General features: G+C 70.7%; 16 protein-coding genes. 2 read left to right on the plus strand and 14 right to left on the minus strand.

The features are described from left to right. Nucleotides 1-46 precede the first annotated feature (46 nt). The 4 genes from AB0I94_RS03500 to AB0I94_RS03515 form a co-directional block, all read right to left on the minus strand. The gene (locus AB0I94_RS03500; RefSeq protein WP_363307674.1) at nt 47-1,780 is read right to left on the minus strand and encodes an LCP family protein; all 1,734 of its coding nucleotides are present in this window, start codon (nt 1,778-1,780) and stop codon (nt 47-49) included. Between the two features lie 16 nt (nt 1,781-1,796). Further along, nucleotides 1,797-2,435, minus strand: a complete 639-nt coding sequence (nadD, locus tag AB0I94_RS03505; protein WP_363307675.1) for a nicotinate-nucleotide adenylyltransferase — start codon at nt 2,433-2,435, stop codon at nt 1,797-1,799. A 61-nt stretch (nt 2,436-2,496) separates the two neighbouring features. Next, nucleotides 2,497-2,658 carry a hypothetical protein gene (locus tag AB0I94_RS03510; protein ID WP_363307676.1) on the minus strand — a complete coding sequence of 54 codons (162 nt, stop codon included), beginning with the start codon at nt 2,656-2,658 and terminating at the stop codon, nt 2,497-2,499. A gap of 84 nt (nt 2,659-2,742) precedes the next feature. After that, nucleotides 2,743-3,003 (minus strand): hypothetical protein, encoded by a 261-nt coding sequence (locus AB0I94_RS03515; RefSeq protein ID WP_363307766.1) that lies wholly within the window; start codon nt 3,001-3,003, stop codon nt 2,743-2,745. Between the two features lie 99 nt (nt 3,004-3,102). Here AB0I94_RS03515 and AB0I94_RS03520 point away from each other — a divergent pair, with 99 nt between their 5' ends. Then, a complete protein-coding gene (locus AB0I94_RS03520) occupies nt 3,103-4,203 on the plus strand; it encodes a M48 family metallopeptidase (RefSeq protein ID WP_363307677.1) in 1,101 nt (366 codons plus the stop codon). A gap of 3 nt (nt 4,204-4,206) precedes the next feature. On the opposite strand, the gene AB0I94_RS03525 is transcribed toward AB0I94_RS03520, so the two are convergent. The 5 genes from AB0I94_RS03525 to proB all read right to left on the minus strand — a co-directional run bounded on the left by AB0I94_RS03525 (nt 4,207) and on the right by proB (nt 9,195). Continuing rightward, entirely contained in the window at nt 4,207-5,274 is a 1,068-nt protein-coding gene (locus AB0I94_RS03525; protein ID WP_363307678.1) for a hypothetical protein, read from the minus strand. A gap of 66 nt (nt 5,275-5,340) precedes the next feature. Continuing rightward, a complete protein-coding gene (locus AB0I94_RS03530; protein WP_363307679.1) occupies nt 5,341-5,916 on the minus strand; it encodes a hypothetical protein in 576 nt (191 codons plus the stop codon). A 66-nt stretch (nt 5,917-5,982) separates the two neighbouring features. After that, nucleotides 5,983-7,293, minus strand: coding sequence for a glutamate-5-semialdehyde dehydrogenase (locus AB0I94_RS03535; RefSeq protein ID WP_363307680.1), 1,311 nt, complete (start codon nt 7,291-7,293; stop codon nt 5,983-5,985). Nucleotides 7,294-7,367: 74 nt separating this feature from the next. Next, nucleotides 7,368-7,850 carry a hypothetical protein gene (locus tag AB0I94_RS03540; RefSeq protein ID WP_363307681.1) on the minus strand — a complete coding sequence of 161 codons (483 nt, stop codon included), beginning with the start codon at nt 7,848-7,850 and terminating at the stop codon, nt 7,368-7,370. Nucleotides 7,851-8,088: 238 nt separating this feature from the next. Beyond that, the gene (proB, locus tag AB0I94_RS03545; protein WP_363307682.1) at nt 8,089-9,195 is read right to left on the minus strand and encodes a glutamate 5-kinase; all 1,107 of its coding nucleotides are present in this window, start codon (nt 9,193-9,195) and stop codon (nt 8,089-8,091) included. Nucleotides 9,196-9,551: 356 nt separating this feature from the next. Here proB and AB0I94_RS03550 point away from each other — a divergent pair, with 356 nt between their 5' ends. Then, nucleotides 9,552-11,648, plus strand: a complete 2,097-nt coding sequence (locus tag AB0I94_RS03550) for a hypothetical protein (RefSeq protein WP_363307683.1) — start codon at nt 9,552-9,554, stop codon at nt 11,646-11,648. Between the two features lie 144 nt (nt 11,649-11,792). Here the strand turns inward: AB0I94_RS03550 and obgE are convergent, their stop codons facing one another. From obgE to AB0I94_RS03575, 5 genes are all read right to left on the minus strand, one after another. Further along, nucleotides 11,793-13,232 carry a GTPase ObgE gene (gene obgE, locus AB0I94_RS03555; protein WP_363307684.1) on the minus strand — a complete coding sequence of 480 codons (1,440 nt, stop codon included), beginning with the start codon at nt 13,230-13,232 and terminating at the stop codon, nt 11,793-11,795. 133 nt (nt 13,233-13,365) lie between these two features. Next, entirely contained in the window at nt 13,366-13,620 is a 255-nt protein-coding gene (gene rpmA / locus AB0I94_RS03560; protein WP_160505003.1) for a 50S ribosomal protein L27, read from the minus strand. Nucleotides 13,621-13,634: 14 nt separating this feature from the next. Then, nucleotides 13,635-13,955, minus strand: a complete 321-nt coding sequence (rplU, locus tag AB0I94_RS03565) for a 50S ribosomal protein L21 (protein ID WP_160505004.1) — start codon at nt 13,953-13,955, stop codon at nt 13,635-13,637. 167 nt (nt 13,956-14,122) lie between these two features. Next, nucleotides 14,123-15,475, minus strand: a complete 1,353-nt coding sequence (locus tag AB0I94_RS03570; RefSeq protein ID WP_363307685.1) for a phospholipase D-like domain-containing protein — start codon at nt 15,473-15,475, stop codon at nt 14,123-14,125. Nucleotides 15,476-15,654: 179 nt separating this feature from the next. Further along, a partial coding sequence (locus tag AB0I94_RS03575) for an Rne/Rng family ribonuclease (protein ID WP_363307686.1) occupies nt 15,655-19,469 on the minus strand: 3,815 nt, incomplete at its 5' end.

Raw genomic sequence — 19,469 nt, forward strand, 5'->3', positions numbered from 1 at the left:
GCTGCGTCACCCCGGCCGGAAGAAGGCCCGGCCGGGGTCGCTGCCGTCATCCCGCGTCGTAGTCCTGGCCGAGGACGACCGACACATCCGCGTTCGGGGCGGTCTTGCCCTTGCGGACCGCGCCGTCCGGCAGGCCGAGGGTCTTGGCGACCTCAGTGGCCTGCGTCTTCTTGTCCGCGTCGGCGTACGTGACCTGCGATTGCGCCTGGGCCGTCGAGCCCGCGCCGCTGTCCACGAAGGTGTAGCCGCCGTTGACCAGCGAGATCCGCGCGTCCTGCCCCGCACCCTTGCTGCCGGACGCGTTCTTGACGCCGACCCGTACGGCCGCGTCCTTGTCCGCGTTCTTGACCGCGCCGCCCAGGACGTTCTTGACGACGCTCGCGCCGGCCTTCTCCGAGAGCGTCCCGTCCTGCTGCACCGGGAGCATCTGGGTGGCGTAGTCGCCGCCCTTCGCGCGGTCGGCGAGCTTGGCGAGGAAGGCGCCGAGGTCCTTCTCCTTGAGAGACGGGTCCAGGATCTGGGCCAACGACTGGACGGTGGTCGTCGCGGCCTGCGGGTCGGACGACAGCTTCCGCAGGACGCCCTGCATGACCTGCCCGAACCGGTCGAGCTGCGCGGTCTCGGGCTCGCCGGACGCACGGTAGGTGGCGTACGCGACGGCCATCGGGCCGCTCAGGGTCTGCTGCTCGCCCTTCTTCACGAGGGGCCCCTGGCCCTTCTTGGCCTTGGGGTCCGGCACGTCCGTGTCCGTGTCGACGTCGATGTTGCCGACCAGCTCGACGAGGTTGTTCAGGTAGGGGGTGTCGAGGCGCCAGGTGCCCTCGACCTGGGTGCCGAGCAGGCTGTCGATCGACTCGCGGGTGCCGGTGGACCCGTCGTCGTCGACCGACTTGCCGAGCGTCGTCCCCGCGCCCTCGTCGTCCGTCACGGAGAGGGAGTTGGGCAGCAGGACGGTGGTGCCGCGCTTGGTGGTGGTGTTGTTCACCAGGAGGGCCGTGGAGGTGCCGCCCCCCTTGGTGTTGTGCAGGTGTACGACGATCACATCGCGGTTCTGCGGTCCTGCCGCCGCGTCGCCGCCGCCGGACGCGTCGTCCGAAAGGCCCGGCAGCTTGCCCGCGTACCAGAGGTAGCCGACGCCGCCCGCGATCACGAGCGCGAGCACCACGACGAGCGCGACGACCCGGGAACGCCCGCGCCGCTTGGCCTCCTCGCGCCGCTCGGTGCGGCTCTCGGTGAACTTCAGCCAGTCGATGACGTCCTCGGACTCTTCGTCCGGCTCCTCGATGAAGGAGAACTGCTGGGTCTCGTACGCGGGGTCGCGGCGCTGGGGCTCACGCTGCGGCTCGGCTTCGAAATCCGGCTCCGGTTCCGGCTCCGGCTGCCGCGACTGCTGCGGGATCCAGCCGGTCTGCGTCTGCTGTGCGGCCTGCGGCCGGGGCTGAGCCTGGGGCTGAGCCGCCTGCTGAGCCTGGTCATAGCCGCCGTACGAACCAGAGTCGTACGAACCGGAGTCGTACGGCGGAACAGGCGCCTGCTGCCCGGTCGCGTACGGGTCGTAGCCATAACCCTGCGGCTGCTGGTGTTGCTGCTGCTGCTGGGCCTGGCCCCCGTACGGGTCGTACGAAGCCGACGGCTGCGCCTGCTGCGGGGCCTGCTGCTGGACCTGCTGATACACCGGCTGCCCATACTCGTCGTACCCGACGACCTGGTACTGATCAGCCGCGTACTCGCCCGCGTACGGGTCGCCGCCCGCATACGGGTCGTACTGTCGGTCGTTCACCGGTGCCCCTCTCGGCTCAATCGCCGCGGTACAGCTCGCGCTTGTCGATATAACGCACCACGCCGTCCGGCACCAGGTACCAGACGGGATCCCCCTTGGCGACTCGCGCACGGCAGTCCGTGGACGAGATGGCGAGGGCCGGGACCTCCACCAGCGAGACTCCGCCCTCCGGCAGACCCGGATCGGCCAGCGTATGGCCCGGCCGGGTGACCCCGATGAAGTGCGCCAGGGAGAACAGCTCTTCGGTGTAGCGCCAGGTGAGGATCTGGCCGAGGGCGTCGGCGCCCGTGATGAAGAAGAGGTCCGTGTCGGGATTGAGCGTGCGCAGATCGCGCAGCGTGTCCGTCGTGTAGGTCGGTCCGCCGCGGTCGATGTCGATGCGGCTCACCGAGAACTGTGGGTTCTCGGCCGTGGCGATGACCGTCATCAGATAACGGTCCTCGGCCGCGGACACCGCCTTGTCGCTCTTCTGCCACGGCTGCCCGGTCGGCACGAACACCACCTCGTCGAGGTGGAACTGCGCGGCGACCTCCTGGGCCGCCACCAGGTGTCCGTGGTGGATCGGGTCAAACGTTCCGCCCATGACGCCCAGGCGACGTTTGCCCTTGCTGGCCGGGCCGGAACCGGGACCGGTAGGCATGTCCTGCTCTCCCATGCGTGCAGACCCTACCGGCCCGGTGGACGGGCTCTGTTTCAGCGTCCGTTCGGTGGACCGCTCAGCGGTCCCGGTTGAAGCGCGTGGTGATCCACAGCAGCAGCATGAGCGCGACGAACGCGCCACCGCCGGTGATGAGAGGGCTGAGGCTTGCGTGCTCGTCGACGTGCTTGCCCTCGGAGGCGAGAGTGACCAGCTGGGAGGCGGTGCTGTGGAGGCTCATCGTCGGCAGGACCTATCCGGAGGTGGGCGGGACAAAGACTTCCGGGCCATCGTATGCGGGGGCGGCGGCCGGGCTCACGCCGACTCAGCTGTTGTGGTCCACGCGGTCGTCCTCGTCGCCCCCGCCGGGACGGTCCTCGCCGCCCTTCGCGGGGCCGCCGGGACGCTCGGCGTCGGCCCCCTGGCGGTAGCCGCGCAGCAGGAACCACGCCACGAGCACACAGCCGACGACCATGACGATCAGCACGACGCGGAGCAGATTGCCCGCCCCCTGCTCTTTCGCGGCCAGGGCGGCCGCCTCCGTGACCCAGTGGTGGGCTGCGGCGCTGTGCTCCATGACGGCCATGACGGACGACTCCCTTCGCTGTGCTGCCCTGTCACGGTATCTCCGCCTAGGCTGGGGCCCACCTCGGGGGCATGACTGGACGAGCATGGGGGATGGGGCATGACCGACGACAACGACCACGGCCGGCAGGACGGTGGCCACGAGAATGTGCCGAGCAGGCAGCGCAGGCGCTTCCCCGGCATCTCGTCACGGGCGTACGAACACCCGGCGGACCGTTCGGCCCTGGTGGCCCTGCGCAAGCTGACCGGCTTCGACACCGTCTTCAAGGCACTCAGCGGGTTGCTTCCCGAGCGGAGCCTGCGGCTTCTGTTCCTCTCGGACTCCGTACGGGTCTCCGACGCGCAGTTCGCGCACCTCAACACCATGCTGCGGGACGCCTGTTACATCCTGGACCTGGAGAAGGTCCCGCCGATGTACGTGAACCAGGACCCGACCCCGAACGCGATGTGCATCGGCCTCGACGAGCCGATCATCGTGGTGACCACGGGCCTGGTCGAGCTGCTCGACGAGGAGGAGATGCGCGCAGTCGTCGGCCATGAGGTGGGCCACGCGCTCTCCGGCCACTCGGTGTACCGCACGATATTGCTCTTCCTGACCAACCTCGCGCTCAAGGTGGCCTGGATCCCGCTGGGCAACGTGGCGATCATGGCCATCGTGACGGCCCTGCGCGAGTGGTTCCGCAAGTCGGAGCTGTCGGCGGACCGCGCGGGGCTCCTGGTGGGCCAGGACCTCAAGGCGTCGATGCGCGGCCTGATGAAGATCGCGGGCGGCAACCACCTGCACGAGATGAACGTGGACGCGTTCCTGGAGCAGGCCAAGGAGTACGAGGCCGGGGGCGACCTGCGCGACTCGGTCCTGAAGATCCTGAACATCCTGCCGCGTACGCACCCCTTCACCACCGTGCGTGCCGCCGAGCTGAAGAAGTGGGCCGAGACCCGCGACTACCAGCGGATCATGGACGGCCACTACCCCCGCCGCGACGAGGACAGGGACACCTCGGTGTCCGACTCCTTCCGCCAGTCGGCTTCCAGCTACGCCGATGACGTACGCAGCAGCAAGGACCCGCTGATGAAGCTGGTCAACGACATCGCGGGCGGCGCGGGCGACCTGGGCGGCAAGCTGCGCGGGAAGTTCACCGGGCAGGGCGGCCAGCAGGGCGGGAACCGGAACGAGGACCCGCCGACCGGCGAAGGCAAGTAGCCCTCAGAGCGAGGGTTGGGCGGTCGCCGAGAGCGACCCGCACAGCGCCGTGGCATCACCCGTCGCGTACGGGTCGGTGCCCGCGGGGCCGCCCGCCTTCGCCTTCTGTCCGGCGAGCAGCGGCCGCAGCCGGTTGGCGGCGTCGGCGGAGCAGGCGAGCGGGCCGGCCTGCGTGTACGACACGAGCAGCTCGGTCTGGCGCATCCGCAGGTCGTCGCGGTCGAAGCGGAACTGCAGCTCACGCCGGACGGTGAACAGCGAGGCCTTGACGTGCTCGCCCTTTCCGGCCGGACGCAGCGCGTAGACGAAGGTGTGGTCCGAGGTCACCTCAAGGGTGTTCTTGTCCGTCTCGGTCGCGTGCAGCGTGCCGTGGACGCGGATGCCGGGCGAGGCGAGGGCCGTCTTCGTCGGGTCGAAGCGCACGAGCCAGCCCGTGGGCGCGTGCCGGCCGTCCGCCGCCGGGTGCGCGAAGCTCTCGTCGAACTGGTCGAGCTGGCGCGGGTCGAGCAGGATGCGCGCGGAGCGCACGGTGCCGCCGGTGAGGACGTCCGGGTCGAGCGAGGACTCGACGAGATAGTCCTTGGCGGTGGTCAGCGCGGTCATCACCTGACCCTCCGAGAAGTGCGAGGTGCGCCGCGCCGGCGGCAGGTTGATGCCCGAGGCACCCACCCGGAACCGTGCGGCCGGGCTGTGCGCGAACAGGTCGGCGGGCTTCTCCGCGCCGGGCACGGGCCCTGGCGGGGCGAGCGGGATCACCGTCATCCGCAGCGGCTCGGGGCGCTGGGCGACGGGGTCCTGGGCAGGATGGCGTACGCCCATGTAGATCGCGGTGCCGAAGGCGACGGCGATCAGCAGGACGAGGATCACGGCCTGTTTGGAGAGGTGCCTGTGGTGAGCGGGGCGGTGACGCACCGCGTGCATGTGATCGCTTATGCGCTCCTGCGCGGAGTACTCCTGGAGCCGCGCGGCGCGGACGAACGATTCGTCGAAGACGACGGATCGGTACTCGTCCTCACCACCGGCGGGAGCTCCCTCGGGTGTCCCCTCGGGTGGTTCTCCTGGCCCGCCCATACCTTCAGGGTAGGTCTCCGCGCGGTCCGGTAAACGCCCTGGTACACGACAAGTTCTGACAACTTCTCACGGGGTGCGGGGCGTTGCGGACACCGGCGGCCGGCCGTACTCCGCGGAGGCCGACGGCTCCGTGGACACCGGGGGCGGGGTGGGGTCCTGGCGGCCCGTCGACGCGCCGCGGTAGACCGCGGTGAAGGCGAGCGCGACCATGCCGATGCCCATCAGGAGGGCGAGCAGCCAGGCGACAGGGCGGTGCCAGCGGTTGCGGCTCGCATAGCCCTGCCTGCCGTACCCGTGCTCGGCGAACTCCCGGTCGTACACGTCGTCCAGGTCCGCGTCGTGGCCGAACTCGCCGCCGTCGTCGGGGCCGAAGCCCTCGTCGTAGAAGTCGTCCTCCGGCGAGTCGCGCCCCGAGCCGCGGGTGCGGGCCCGGCGGCTCTCCGCCTCCGAGGCCTCCGCGCGCGCCTGGGCTGCGGCCAACAGCCGCTCCACCGCGGTGGGTTCATGGATCTCGGCGGCCTTGACGAAGGCCTCGTCGAAGACCACGGAGGCGAACTCTTCGTCCGCACCCCCGCGGTCGCGGTCGTCGTCGGGCTCCCGGCCGTCAGCAGATGACGGCGTGCCCCCCACGTCCTCCGGCACCCTCCCAGCGTAGACCGGAAGGGGCAATCTGGGCAGACGGTGCGGGAATTCGGCCCGTGCGGGAATTCAGCGGATGTGACCGTCGCCGGTGACGATGTACTTGGTCGAGGTCAGCTCGGGAAGCCCCATGGGGCCACGGGCGTGCAGCTTCTGCGTGGAGATGCCGATCTCGGCGCCGAAGCCGAACTGTCCGCCGTCCGTGAAGCGCGTGGAGGCGTTCACGGCGACCGTCGTGGAGTCCACCAGTTGGGTGAAGCGCCGCGCGGCCTGCTGCGAGGTGGTGACGATCGCCTCGGTGTGCCCGGAGGTCCACAGGCGGATGTGCTCGACGGCCTGCTCCAGGGAGTCGACGATGCCCGCCGCGATGTCGTACGAGAGGTACTCGGTCTCCCAGTCCTCCGTGGTCGCGGGCACGACGGTGGCCTTCGAGCCGCCTGTGCTCTCCACGTACGCGATGACCCGCTCGTCGGCGTGCACGGTGACCCCGGCCTCGGCCAGGGCGTCCAGGGCGCGCGGCAGGAAGGCGTCGGCGATGTCCGCGTGCACCAGGAGCGTCTCGGCGGCGTTGCAGACGCTGGGACGCTGGGCCTTGGAGTTGATGAGGATGTCGACGGCCATGTCCAGGTCGGCGACGGCGTCCACGTACACGTGGCAGTTGCCGGTGCCGGTCTCGATGACCGGGACGGTGGACTCCTCCACGACGGTCTTGATCAGTGAGGCGCCGCCGCGCGGGATGAGGACGTCGACCAGGCCGCGGGCGCGCATCAGCTCGCGCACGGAGTCACGGTTCTCGCCCGGCACGAGCTGGACGGCGTCGGCGGGCAGGCCGGCTCCGTGGACGGCGTCGCGCAGCACGCGGACGAGCGCCGTGTTCGATTCGTACGCCGATGACGAGCCCCTCAGGAGCACCGCGTTGCCGGACTTCAGGCAGAGGGCGGCGGCGTCCACGGTGACGTTCGGGCGGGCCTCGTAGATGATCCCGACGACGCCGAGCGGCACGCGGACCTGGCGCAGGTCGATGCCGTTGGGCAGGGTCGAGCCGCGGACGACCTCGCCGACGGGGTCGGGCAGCGCGGCCACGTCGCGCACGTCGGCGGCGATGGCGCGCACCCGCTCCGGGGTGAGCGTCAGGCGGTCGACGACGGACTCGCTGGTCCCGGCCTCGCGGGCGCGGGCGGTGTCCTTGCCGTTGGCCTCGATGATCTCGGCGGTGCGGACCTCAAGGGCGTCGGCGATCGCCAGGAGCGCGTCGTCCTTGGCGGCTCGCGGCAGCGGCGCGAGCGTCGCGGCGGCGCCACGGGCGCGGTAGGCGGCCTGGGCGACGGGCGAGAGGTTGTCGTAGGGCAAGCCCGAGAACGGAGGCGTGAGGGACGTCATGACCGCAGCGTAATGCGGAGCCGCCCAGGTCCACCCGCTGTTTCAGCAGCCGAGACCATGGTGCTCACGTCGGCTCAAAAAGGGTGCACGCCCACGGGGGTCGCCGGCAGCGGGCCGTACCCCTCCGCGATGCGCTGGTGGTACGTGTCGCGGTCGATGACCTCGAGCCCCACGATCTCCCACGGCGGGAGCTGCGCGCTCTGCCGGTGCTCGCCCCAGAGCCGGAGCGCGACCGCGGCCGCGTCGTGCAGGTCACGGGCCTCTTCCCAGTACCGGATCTCCGCGTGATCGGGCGCGTACCTGCTGGTCAGCAGAAAGGGGTGGTCGTGGGCGAGCTGTTCGAGGCCCCGCCTGACCTCCTTCAGCGAGGCTTCGTCCCCCGAGACGCTCAGGGTGACGTGCCACAGACGGGGCGCGTCCACCGTCTCGCCCTCCTGGCTCTCGTCCGTCTCGCCCGCCGCTCGCGTGTCACCGGTGTACGTCGCCCCCGCGGCGACGCTGGTCAGGGACCGCTCAGCCGGCGCGCGGGACGACGCTCCCGGGCGCACTCGTCTCACGACGGCCTCCTTTACGCAATGGTGGTGCGGATACGCAATGGTCGTGCGGAAGTGTCTGGAACAAAGTTGAGCAGGCCAAGCGCCCCCGCGGGGCGGTTTTAGGGAGTTTCACCTCGCGGAGGCCTGTCGGCGCACGGCGTTCGCGCCTGTTTTCGGCCGCGGCCACGGTGTCCGGCGTCCGGCGTCCGGGGCTCTGCGTCCGGCGTCCGGTGCCCGGCGTCCGTGTAGGGCCAGGGCCCTAGTCGTGCAGCAGGGCCAGGTCGTCGCGGTGCACCACTTCCCGCTCGTACGCCGGGCCGAGCTCCCGCGCGAGATCACGGGTGGAGCGGCCGAGGAGCTGCGGGAGCTCCTTGGCGTCGAAGTTCACCAGGCCGCGCGCCACGGCTCGCCCCGCGCTGTCCCGGAGCTCGACGGGGTCGCCCGCGGCGAAGTCGCCCTCGACCCCCGCGATTCCGGCGGGCAGCAGCGATTTGCGCCCCTCGACGACCGCCCGCACCGCCCCGTCGTCGAGCGTCAGCGCGCCTTGCGGTTCGGAGGCGTGCTGGAGCCAGAGGAGCCGGTCGCCGGAGCGGCGGCCCGTGCGGTGGAAGTACGTGCCGGTGTCACGGCCCGCGAGGGCGTCGGCGGCCTGGCTCGCGGAGGTCAGGACGACCGGGATGCCGGCTGCCGCCGCGATCCGCGCCGCCTCGACCTTGGTGACCATGCCGCCGGTGCCCACGCCCGCCTTGCCCGCGCTGCCGATCTGGACGTGCGCTATGTCGGCGGGGCCCGTGACCTCGGAGATCCGGGAGGTGCCGGGCCTGGCCGGGTCACCGTCGTAGAGGCCGTCCACGTCGGAGAGCAGGACGAGGAGGTCGGCGTGGACGAGGTGGGCGACGAGAGCGGCCAGCCTGTCGTTGTCGCCGAAGCGGATCTCGTCCGTCGCCACGGTGTCGTTCTCGTTCACGACGGGCAGCGCGCCCATCGCGAGGAGCTGGTCGAAGGTGCGGGACGCGTTGCGGTGGTGGGCGCGGCGGGCCATGTCGTCGGAGGTGAGAAGCACCTGCCCGACGCGTACGCCGTAGCGCGCGAAGGAAGCGGTGTAGCGGGCCATGAGAAGGCCCTGGCCGACGCTGGCGGCCGCCTGCTGCCTGGCCAGGTCCTTGGGGCGCCTGCGCAGCCCCAGCGGCGCGAGTCCGGCGGCGATGGAGCCGGAGGAGACGAGCACGATCTCGCGCTCGCCGCCGCTGCGGCTCTTGGCGAGCACGTCGACGAGGGCGTCGACGCGATCGGCGTCCAGGCCCCCCGACGCGGTGGTCAGGGACGAGGACCCGACCTTGACGACAACCCTGCGGGCCTCTGCCACGCCCGCCCGTCTCCCACCACCGCCCTCAACCGAGGCCCTCCGGGCCCACCCTGCATCCTGCCTTGCCCCAGCCACGTACTTCCCCAATTGATCCTGAAGATCCCGTTCCCTGCCGGAGCAGCAATCTACGCGAGTGAGCGCGTGGAGTGCCCATCCATTTCGAGGGACGGACCGAAGACTCCCCGGAGGCCATTCCCGGCCCGATGGTTCAGTGCCTTTGCCCCTTTATCCGGTGATTGTGGTCACGGAAGATTGCTACAAGGACACCGCACGTCATACGGTCAGTGGTCGACTTCCCGTCCGATCCCCCCGATCCCCCCCCGATCGCCCCGATCCCCCGCCAGGAGCCCAAGCCCGTGCCCTCTGCCGGACTCGCCCCCCGCCGCATCGTGCAGCTCTCCACGCTGTTCGCGATGTTCGCGCTCTTCACGGCCCAGCTCGTCAGCGCGCTGGTCCCGTATGTACCGGTGTTCATCGCCGCCTCCGCGGCGAACCTCGCGCTCGACGTCTATCTGCAGTACAAGCAGCCGGGGCTCCTCTCCCTCCTTGGCAAGATCCGGTTCGATGTCACCGTCAGGCAGCTCCTGCGCGACATGCTGATCCTGGTCGGCCTGCTGCGCATCGACGGCATCGAACCGCTGGCCGAGCAGTCGCCGCTGACGATCTCGCTGCTCGCCTTCTACTTCCTGCACTTCGGCTGCCAGGCCACCGCCATAATGGTGCGCCGCTCCCGCCAGCTGCCGATCGTCACACGCAACATCGACACGTCCGCGCTGCACCTGACCGCTGCCCCGCCGCGGATCCTCTCGCGCCGTCAGGCCCACCGCCTGCTGACGTTCTCGATCCCCTCCACGGCCGGCCTGATCGTCACCGCGGCCACCACGGACGCGTACTGGGGCGGCATCGGCCTCGGTATCTCCATCGCCCTGATGGGCATCGGCGCGCTCTACCTCGCCACGTGGCTGCTTCCCAAGAAGCGCGCGAAGAACGACGAGAAGGTCATGGAGTGGCTGGACAACTGGCTGGCCGAGTACCAGCCGTCCGTCGCCATGTACTTCTCGGGCGGCGCCACGTCCGCGTACCAGGCGAACATGTGGCTCTCCACGCTCTCCCGGCTCGACGGCAATCCGCTGATCGTGCTGCGTGAGCGGTTCATGGTGCAGAAGATCGACGCGACGGACGTCCCGATCATCTGCTTCCCGAAGGTCGCGACGATGTTCTCCCTGGAGACCTCGACGCTGAAGATGATGCTGCACCCGGCGAACGCCGCGAAGACCTCGCAGGTGCTGCGCATCCCCACGATCAAGCACGCTTTCATCAACCACGGCGAGAGCGACAAGCTGTCCTCCTGCAACCCGTACGCGAAGGCGTACGACGAGGTGTGGGTGGCGGGGCCCGCCGCGCGCGACCGCTACCAGGCCGCCGACGTCGGCGTCGAGGACAAGGACGTGGTCGAGGTCGGCCGCCCCCAGCTGTCGCCGATCCTGCCGTCGACGGGCGCTCCCACGGGTGCGTTCACGACCGTGCTGTACGCCCCCACCTGGGAAGGCTGGGACGGCAACCCCGGCAACACGTCGGTGACCCTCGCGGGCGAGAACATCGTCCGGCACCTTCTGGCCGACCCCGGTGTCCGGCTCATCTACAAGCCGCACCCGATGACCGGCTCGCAGGACCCCCGCGCCGGCGCCGCCGACCTGCGCATCAAGGCGATGATCCGCGAGGCCGCCGCCAAGCGTTCGGGCGAGCGTCCCGGCCCGGAGGCGGCCGCCGAACTGGCGCGCCGCACCGCCGAGTTGGACCAGCTCACCTCGACCGCGTTCCGCAAGAGCGTGGACGAGATGGAGCGGATGATGCTCCAGGGCACGCCGGACGGCGACCAGCAGGCTGCGGTCGCCGAGGCGACGGCGGCGTGGGAGGCGGCGTACTGGGCCTCGTTCCCCGAGTGGGAGCACCAGATCATCACCACCGCACGCCCCGCGATCTTCTCCTGCTTCAACCAGGCCGACCTGCTGATCAGCGATGTCTCCTCGGTGGTCTCGGACTGGCTGTCGAGCGAGAAGCCGTACGCGGTCGCTAACACGTCCGGCATGGCCGAGGCGGACTTCCGCGCGGGCTTCCCGACGGTGAGCGCGGCGACGATCCTGTCCCCGACCGCCGAGGACGTCCCGGCCCTCCTGGAGGCCGTCCGCTCCCCGGAGAAGGACACGCACGCCGAGGCCCGCGCGGCCCTCAAGGAGCACCTCCTCGGCCCCTCGGACCCGCCCTCCCTGGTCCGCTTCAACGAGGCCGTCCTCGCGCTCTCGGCCAAGGCCGACGAGCGCCGCGTCCGCATGGCCACCCGCATCGACGCGGAGATCCCCGGTCAGCGTGCGGCACAGGACGCGGCGGAGGAAATGGAGTCCGACCCGACGGAGCCGAACCCGAACGGCGCGGAGGACTCGGTCACGGCGTAGCCGCAGGCCCCGCAAGGGGCGCCGCGGGGAACTGCGCGATCAGCCGCAACGCACCCGCACGGTGTACGAACAGGCGAAGGCCCCCCGGAGCAGAAGCTCCGGGGGGCCTTCGCGCAGTCCAGGGCGCCCCCGCCAGGCAAAAACCTAGAACGGTTTGAAGTCGTCGTACGCCTTCTCCGCCTCGTCACGATCCGCGTCCCGGTCCCGGCGGCGCTGGGCCGCGGGGCGGGGCTCCTCAAGGCGGTGGTCCTCGCCGCGGCGGCCGAGCATCTCCGCGCCGGCCATCACCGAGGGCTCCCAGTCGAAGACGACCGCGTTCTCCTCGGGGCCGATGGCCACGCCGTCGCCCGTACGCGCGCCGGCCTTCATCAGCGCTTCCTCGACGCCGAGACGGTTCAGCCGGTCCGCGAGGTAGCCGACGGCCTCGTCGTTGTTGAAGTCCGTCTGACGCACCCAGCGCTCCGGCTTCTCGCCGCGCACGCGGTAGATGCCGTCGTCGCCGAGCTTGACGGTGAAGCCCGTGTCGTCCACGGCCTTGGGCCGGATGACGACGCGGGTCGCCTCCTCCTTCGGCTTCGCGGCGCGCGCGGCGCCCACCACCTCGGCGAGCGCGAAGGAGAGCTCCTTGAGCCCCTTGTGTGCGATGGCCGACACCTCGAAGACGCGGTAGCCGCGTGCCTCCAGGTCGGGGCGGACCAGGTCCGCGAGGTCCTGGCCGTCCGGTACGTCGATCTTGTTCAGGACGACGACCCGCGGCCGGTTCTCCAGGCCCGCGCCGTACTCCCGCAGCTCGGCCTCGATGATGTCGAGGTCGGAGACGGGGTCACGGTCGGACTCCAGGGTCGCCGTGTCCAGGACGTGCACCAGAACGCTGCACCGCTCGACGTGCCGCAGGAACTCGAGCCCGAGGCCCTTGCCCTGGCTGGCGCCCGGGATCAGACCCGGTACGTCGGCGATCGTGTAGACGGTCGAACCGGCCGTCACCACACCGAGGTTGGGGACCAGCGTCGTGAAGGGGTAGTCGGCGATCTTCGGCTTGGCCGCGCTCAGGACCGAGATCAGCGAGGACTTGCCCGCGCTCGGGTAGCCCACGAGCGCGACGTCCGCGACCGTCTTGAGCTCCAGGACGACGTCGCCGGCCTGCCCCGGCTCACCGAGGAGTGCGAAGCCGGGCGCCTTGCGGCGGGCCGAGGCGAGCGCCGCGTTGCCGAGGCCGCCACGGCCGCCCTGGGACGCGACGTACGTCGTGCCTTCGCCGACCAGGTCGGCGAGGACGTTGCCATCCTTGTCGAGGACGACGGTGCCGTCCGGCACGGGCAGGACCAGGTCCTGGCCGTCCTTGCCGGAGCGGTTGTCACCGGCGCCGGGAGCGCCGTTGGTGGCCTTGCGGTGCGGGGAGTGGTGGTAGTCGAGAAGTGTCGTGACCGACTGGTCGACAACCAGGATCACGTCACCGCCACGGCCGCCGTTGCCGCCGTCCGGACCGCCGAGAGGCTTGAACTTCTCACGGTGAACGGAGGCACAGCCGTGGCCCCCGCTACCCGCGGCGACATGCAGCTCGACGCGGTCCACGAAGGTGGTCATGGGATGTGCCTCCAGAAACGACGAAATGTTAAGGGCGAAATGCCCCTAGGTGTAACACGCGAAGGGCGGACCCGCTTCCCGACAGGGAAGTGAGGTCCGCCCTCGCGAAGAACCTGTTCTACGGAAGCCTGATTCAGGCGACCGGAACGATGTTCACGACCTTGCGGCCACGGTGCGTGCCGAACTCGACCGCACCGGCGGCCAGCGCGAACAGCGTGTCGTCCTTGCCACGGCCGACGCTCGAGCCGGGGTGGAAGTGGGTGCCACGCTGGCGGACCAGGATCTCACCGGCGTTGACGGTCTGACCGCCGAAGCGCTTCACGCCGAGCCGCTGAGCATTGGAATCGCGCCCGTTCCGAGTGGACGATGCGCCCTTCTTGTGTGCCATCTTGTCTCAGTCCCTTACTTCGCAGCCGTGGGGATACCGGTGACCTTGATCGCCGTGTACTGCTGGCGGTGACCCTGGCGACGGCGGTAGCCGGTCTTGTTCTTGTAGCGAAGGATGTCGATCTTCGCGCCCTTGTGGTGGTCCACGACCTCGGCCGTGACCTTGATACCGGCAAGCACCCACGGGTCGCTCGTCACGGCGTCGCCATCGACCACGAGCAGCGTAGAGAGCTCTACGGTGTCGCCGACCTTGGCGGTGGGAAGCTTGTCAACCTCAACGATGTCGTCGACAGCAACCTTGTGCTGGCGACCACCGCTGCGCACGATGGCGTACACGGATCTCTCTTTCGCTCGGAACGGGACCCCCGCAGTCCAGCCGTCCGTCCAGATGCACGGTCGGCCTCTCCCGAGCGCCGGGGGCGCCGGAAGGAAAACAGGTTTACAGGGGTAGGACGTGCTAGTAACACGCCGACGGTCAAGATTACGGGGCTCACCCGGAAGGGTCAAACCGGCTTCTCACCGTCCGGCGGCAGAGGCTTGACACCCTTGCACAGATCGGTGCTGTCGGCCTTGCCCGGCCAGGCGATCGCCCGCACCCGGTCGAAGTGGCCGCGGTACGCGTCGTGCACGGAGTCGTCGTCGACCTTCACGATCGCCTCGTCGTTCTCGCGCAGCGCGGGCGCCGTGTAGTTCTGCGAGCCGGTGAAGGAGAGCTTGTTCTGCCTGCCGTCGTACTTGCCGTCGATGAGCAGGTACTTCGAGTGGATGATGTAGGGCGTCACCAGCTTGCTCCCGGGGCGCAGCGGGTCCCGGTCGTCGTTGAAACAGCGCACGGTGGGCCCGCCCGACTTGTGCAGGGCCTCCCAGGTGCCCGGGGTGCCGCCCTGGCTCTTGGCGCTGTCGGTCTCGGCGTAGAGGATGCTGACCGTGCAGCCGGCCTTCTTGAGCGAGACGAGCTTGTCGGCGATCTGCTTGCGGGTGATCTTGAAGATCGAGGCGCGGATGTTGGTGTGCCGGGCGACCCCGGCCGCGTCCGTGTAGTTGCACTGCACGTTGTTCAGGACCGAGTACATCGTGTCGGTCTCGTTGACCGTGCCGGAGCGCGGGAAGAAGTACGCCTTGTAGAGGCCGTCGCTCACCGTGCGGTAGTCCCAGTTCCGCCAGTCCTTGCGGATCATGTCGGCGAAGTAGTCGGCGTACGCCTCGTACATCGTCGGGTTGTTCGGGAGCTGCAGCGCGTCGTTGTAGAACTTCGTGTGGGCGGACGGGGTCGAGTTCGACGTGGTCTGCACGACGACGTCCCTGGCCCCCTCGACCTCCGAGAACAGCCAGAACTTGTTGTGCATGATCGACTTGCCGTACTTGGGATCACCCAGGCAGGACTTCCCGGTCGGGCAGAGCGTCACGAAGGACGACTTGGCCCTGTCGGTGCCGAGAGCCGTGGCGAGCCTGCTGTACGAGGTGTTCGTGGGGCGGTCGCTCCTGCTGGTCTCGTCGAGCACCACCTGCACGTGCACACCGCGGTTCTTGGCCGCCAGGAGCGCGTCGACGACCGAGGCCTCCCATACGTGGTAGACCGCGACCTTGATCGACGAGCCGGGCACCGCGGCGTTCGTCAGCTCGATCAGCCGGGTGCGGATCGCGTGCTGCTGTTCGGGGGTGCCCTTCGGATCATTGAAGAGCGGCGCCTCGACCAGCGGCGGCTCGCCGTCGGCCGCGGCCGTCCCCATGGCGGTGACGGTCTGGATCCCCGCCGCCGACAGGACCGTGGCCAGCGCGACGGCCTGGCGCCCGCCCTTGATCTGCTTCACGGCACGGTGACGTCCCGTGCCTCTCAGGCGTCCGTGCGCCATCATGCATCCCCTCCCCTGACACGAGCGCAACGTCTCCCGAACGTCACGCCGTGTGTTCACTCACCAACCGCATGAGTCTTACAAATACTTCTCCGTGTTCCAACTACAGAGATGCCCCCGGCATGGCAACGATCACCATGCCGGGGGCACCCGGTCATATGTACGGACTACGAAGGAGGAGGTCAGTCCTCGTCGGCCGCGGAGGCCTTGACGCCGGACGGCGTCTGCTCCGCCGCGGCGGTCTTCTTCGTCGTCTTCGACGCCTTCTTGGCCGTCGTCTTCTTCGCGGTCGTCTTCTTGGCCGCGGTCTTCTTGGCGGCGGCCTTCTTCGCGGGCGCCTTCTTGGCGGCGGCCTTACGCGCCGTCTTCTTGGCCGGAGCGGCTTCCTCGGCGTCGGCCTCGGGCTTCTCCGCGGCCTCCTCGGCGGCCTTCTGCGGGGCCTGTGCGGCCTTCTCGGCCGACGGGACGACCAGGACGGCCGCCTCCTCGGACGCGGTCGGCGCGGTGGCCTTACGGACCGCACGGCGGCGCGGACGGGCCGGGGCGGCGTCGGCGGGGGCCTCGGCCACCGGCTCGGCCGCGGCAGGCTCGGCGACGGGCTCCGCCTTGGGCGCCTCGGCGACGATCACCGCGGCGGCCTGCGACTCGGTGCTCTCGGCGCTCTTCGGCGAGCCGGCGGGCGACGTCGCCTTGCGGGTCGCACGACGGCGCGTACGCCCCTTGGGGGCCGCGTCGTCCACGGGCGCCTCGGGGGCGACCTCGACGACCGGGTCCTCGGCGGCGGCCGGGGTCTCGACCACGGGGGTCTCGGCCACCGGAGCCTCGACCACCGGAGCCTCGGCCTCAGATGCCTCGGCCCTGGCGGCACGGGACCTGCCCCGCTTCTCCGCCTTGGTCGGGGTCTCCGCCTTGGCGGGGGTCTCCGCCTTCGGGGCGCCGGCCGGAGCCGAGGCCCGGCGGGTCGCCCTGCGGCGCGAGCGGCCACCGCGGGACGCCGCGGCCTCGGCCTCGAACGCGCTGCTGTAGAGCTCCTCGTCCGGCACGAACTCCGGCTCCGGGAGCGCCACGGGGGCCGCGGCCTCCGCGACGACCTCGTCCTCGGTCTCCGTCTCGTACGCGACCTCGTGGTCGTGCTCGTGCGTGTGCTCCTGGCCCTGCTCCGAGCCACCGCGGCCGCGCTTCTTGCGCTTGCCGCCGCCACCGGCGGAGGTCGGCTGCTCCATGTGCACGATCACGCCGCGGCCGTTGCAGTGGACGCAGGTCTCGGAGAAGGACTCCAGGAGGCCCTGGCCGACCCGCTTACGGGTCATCTGCACGAGACCCAGCGAGGTGACCTCGGCCACCTGGTGCTTCGTGCGGTCACGGCCCAGGCATTCGAGCAGGCGGCGAAGGACCAGGTCACGGTTGTTCTCGAGCACCATGTCGATGAAGTCGATGACGACGATGCCACCGAGGTCACGCAGGCGCAGCTGGCGCACGATCTCCTCGGCCGCTTCGAGGTTGTTCTTCGTCACGGTCTCTTCGAGGTTGCCGCCCTGACCGGTGAACTTTCCGGTGTTGACGTCGACGACGATCATCGCCTCGGTCTTGTCGATCACCAGCGAGCCGCCGCTGGGCAGCCAGACCTTGCGGTCGAGCGCCTTCATCAGCTGCTCGTCGATGCGGTACGTCGCGAAGACGTCGACCTCGGAGGTCCAGCGCTGCAGGCGGTCGGCCAGGTCGGGGGCGACGTGGGAGACGTATCCGTGGATGGTCTCCCAGGCGTCGTCGCCGCTGACGATGACCTTCGAGAAGTCCTCGTTGAAGATGTCGCGGACGACACGGACGGTCATGTCCGGCTCGCCGTACAGCAGGCCCGGGGCGCTCGTGGAGGCCGCCTTCGCCTTCTTCTGGATGTCCTCCCACTGGCCCTGCAGACGCTCGACGTCACGGCGCAGCTCGTCCTCGCTCGCGCCCTCGGCGGCGGTGCGCACGATGACGCCCGCGTCCTCGGGGACGATCTTCTTGAGGATGGTCTTCAGACGCGCGCGCTCGGTGTCGGGCAGCTTGCGGCTGATGCCGGTCATCGAGCCCTCGGGCACGTAGACCAGGTAGCGGCCGGGGAGCGAGACCTGGCTGGTGAGGCGGGCGCCCTTGTGGCCGATCGGGTCCTTCGTGACCTGCACGAGGACCGACTGGCCCGACTTCAGGGCCGACTCGATGCGACGGGGGCCGTTGGCCATCCCGAGCGCCTCGAAGTTGACCTCACCGGCGTACAGGACCGCGTTGCGGCCCTTGCCGATGTCGATGAAGGCGGCCTCCATGGACGGCAGCACGTTCTGGACCTTGCCCAGGTAGACGTTGCCGACGTACGAGGTGGCCTGCTCCTTGTTGACGTAGTGCTCGACGAGCACGTTGTCCTCGAGGACACCGATCTGCGTGCGCTCGCCGCTCTGGCGGACGACCATGACGCGCTCGACGGCCTCGCGGCGGGCCAGGAACTCGGCCTCGGTGATGATCGGGACGCGGCGGCGGCCCTGCTCGCGGCCTTCGCGGCGGCGCTGCTTCTTGGCCTCGAGGCGGGTCGAACCCTTGATGGACTGGACCTCGTCGACGCCGGTGCCGGGCTCACGCTCGCGCTCTTCCTTCTTGCGCGGCTCCCGGACCTTGACGACCGTACGCTCCGGGTCGCCGTCGGCGGCGGCCACGTCAGCGGAGTCACCGGAGTCACCGGCACGGCGACGGCGGCGACGACGGCGACGGCTGCTGCTCGAACCGGCGCCCGAGCCGTTGTCCTCGGAGTCGTCCTCGGCCTGCTCGGCGGAGTCCTCCGCGTCCTCGGCCAACTGTCCCTGCTCGGCGGCGTCCGTGTCGGACTCGGCGTCGGCGTCCTGCTGGTCACCGGCGTCGTCCGCGGACTCACCGCGGCGGCGGCGACGGCCACCACGGCGGCGACGGCGGCCGTGGCGCTCACCGGAGTCGTCGGAGTCGTCGTTGTCGTTGTCATTGCCGTTGTCGTTGTCCGCGGCGGTGTCCTCGGCCTCTTCGGCTTCGGGGGCCTCGGCCTCGACGGGCTGCGCGGCGGCCTTGGCCGGCTCGCGCTCGGCGGCGGGCTGCTCGTCCGCTGCCTTGCGGCGGCGGCGACGGCGCGGCCCGGTCTCCTCCTCCACCACCGGCGCGGTGGCGACGGGCTCGGCCTCGACCTCTTCGGCGGGCTCGTCGGCCGCTTCGGCGGCGGCCGCCGCGGCGGCGGCGCGCTCGGGGGTCTGGAACATCGGCTCGGCGAAGACCGGCGCCTGGAAGACGGCGACGGCGGGCCGTGCGGGCTTGCGCTCCGAGTCGTCATCGGCGTCACCGGCACGCGCCTTGCGGGTCCGCGCCGGGGCGGGCGCCGAGAATCCGGCGGCGGCCTTGCGGGTGGCACGGCGGGGGCGCCGCCCACGGGGCGCGTCCTCCTCGGCGGACTCCGCCTCGGGGGTGTCCGTGCTCGTCACGGGCTCGGCGGCCTCGGGGGCAGCGGTCTCGGCGGCGGGCGCGGAGGAACCACGGGTGGCGCGGCGGCGGCCACGGCGCGGGGCGGCGTCGCCGGACTCCGGCTGGGCCTCCGGCGCGGGCTCGGCGGCGGGCTCATCGGCGGCCACCGGCGTCTCCACGGAGACCTCGGCACCCTGCGGCGCACCGGCGGGGGCCGACGCACGGCGGGACGCACGGCGGCGACGCGGGGCGGGAGCGGCCTCCTCGACGGGCTCAGCCTCGACCTCGACCTCGGCGGCCACAGGCTCGGCGACCGGCGTCTCAACAGGCGCCTCGGCACCCTGCGGCGCACCGGCGGGAGCCGACGCACGGCGCGTCGCACGGCGGCGACGCGGCGCGGGAGCGGCCTCCTCGACGGGCTCAGCCTCGGCCTCGGCCTCGACCTCGACGGCCACAGGCTCGGCGACCGGCGTCTCAACAGGCGCCTCGGCACCCTGCGGCGCACCGGCGGGAGCCGACGCACGGCGCGTCGCACGGCGGCGAC

This window comes from Streptomyces sp. NPDC050147 (assembly GCF_040660195.1).
Classification (GTDB): domain Bacteria; phylum Actinomycetota; class Actinomycetes; order Streptomycetales; family Streptomycetaceae; genus Streptomyces.

Bases quoted from the DNA above. Each gene is read 5' to 3' on its own strand.
- AB0I94_RS03510 (WP_363307676.1), bottom strand. From the start codon at position 2,658: ATGAGCCTCCACAGCACCGCCTCCCAGCTGGTCACTCTCGCCTCCGAG.
- obgE (WP_363307684.1), bottom strand. From the start codon at position 13,232: ATGACCACCTTCGTGGACCGCGTCGAGCTGCATGTCGCCGCGGGTAGC.
- AB0I94_RS03525 (WP_363307678.1), bottom strand. From the start codon at position 5,274: ATGGGCGGGCCAGGAGAACCACCCGAGGGGACACCCGAGGGAGCTCCC.
- rpmA (WP_160505003.1), bottom strand. From the start codon at position 13,620: ATGGCACACAAGAAGGGCGCATCGTCCACTCGGAACGGGCGCGATTCC.
- AB0I94_RS03520 (WP_363307677.1), top strand. From the start codon at position 3,103: ATGACCGACGACAACGACCACGGCCGGCAGGACGGTGGCCACGAGAAT.
- AB0I94_RS03535 (WP_363307680.1), bottom strand. From the start codon at position 7,293: ATGACGTCCCTCACGCCTCCGTTCTCGGGCTTGCCCTACGACAACCTC.
- nadD (WP_363307675.1), bottom strand. From the start codon at position 2,435: ATGGGAGAGCAGGACATGCCTACCGGTCCCGGTTCCGGCCCGGCCAGC.
- AB0I94_RS03515 (WP_363307766.1), bottom strand. From the start codon at position 3,003: ATGGCCGTCATGGAGCACAGCGCCGCAGCCCACCACTGGGTCACGGAG.
- AB0I94_RS03570 (WP_363307685.1), bottom strand. From the start codon at position 15,475: ATGATGGCGCACGGACGCCTGAGAGGCACGGGACGTCACCGTGCCGTG.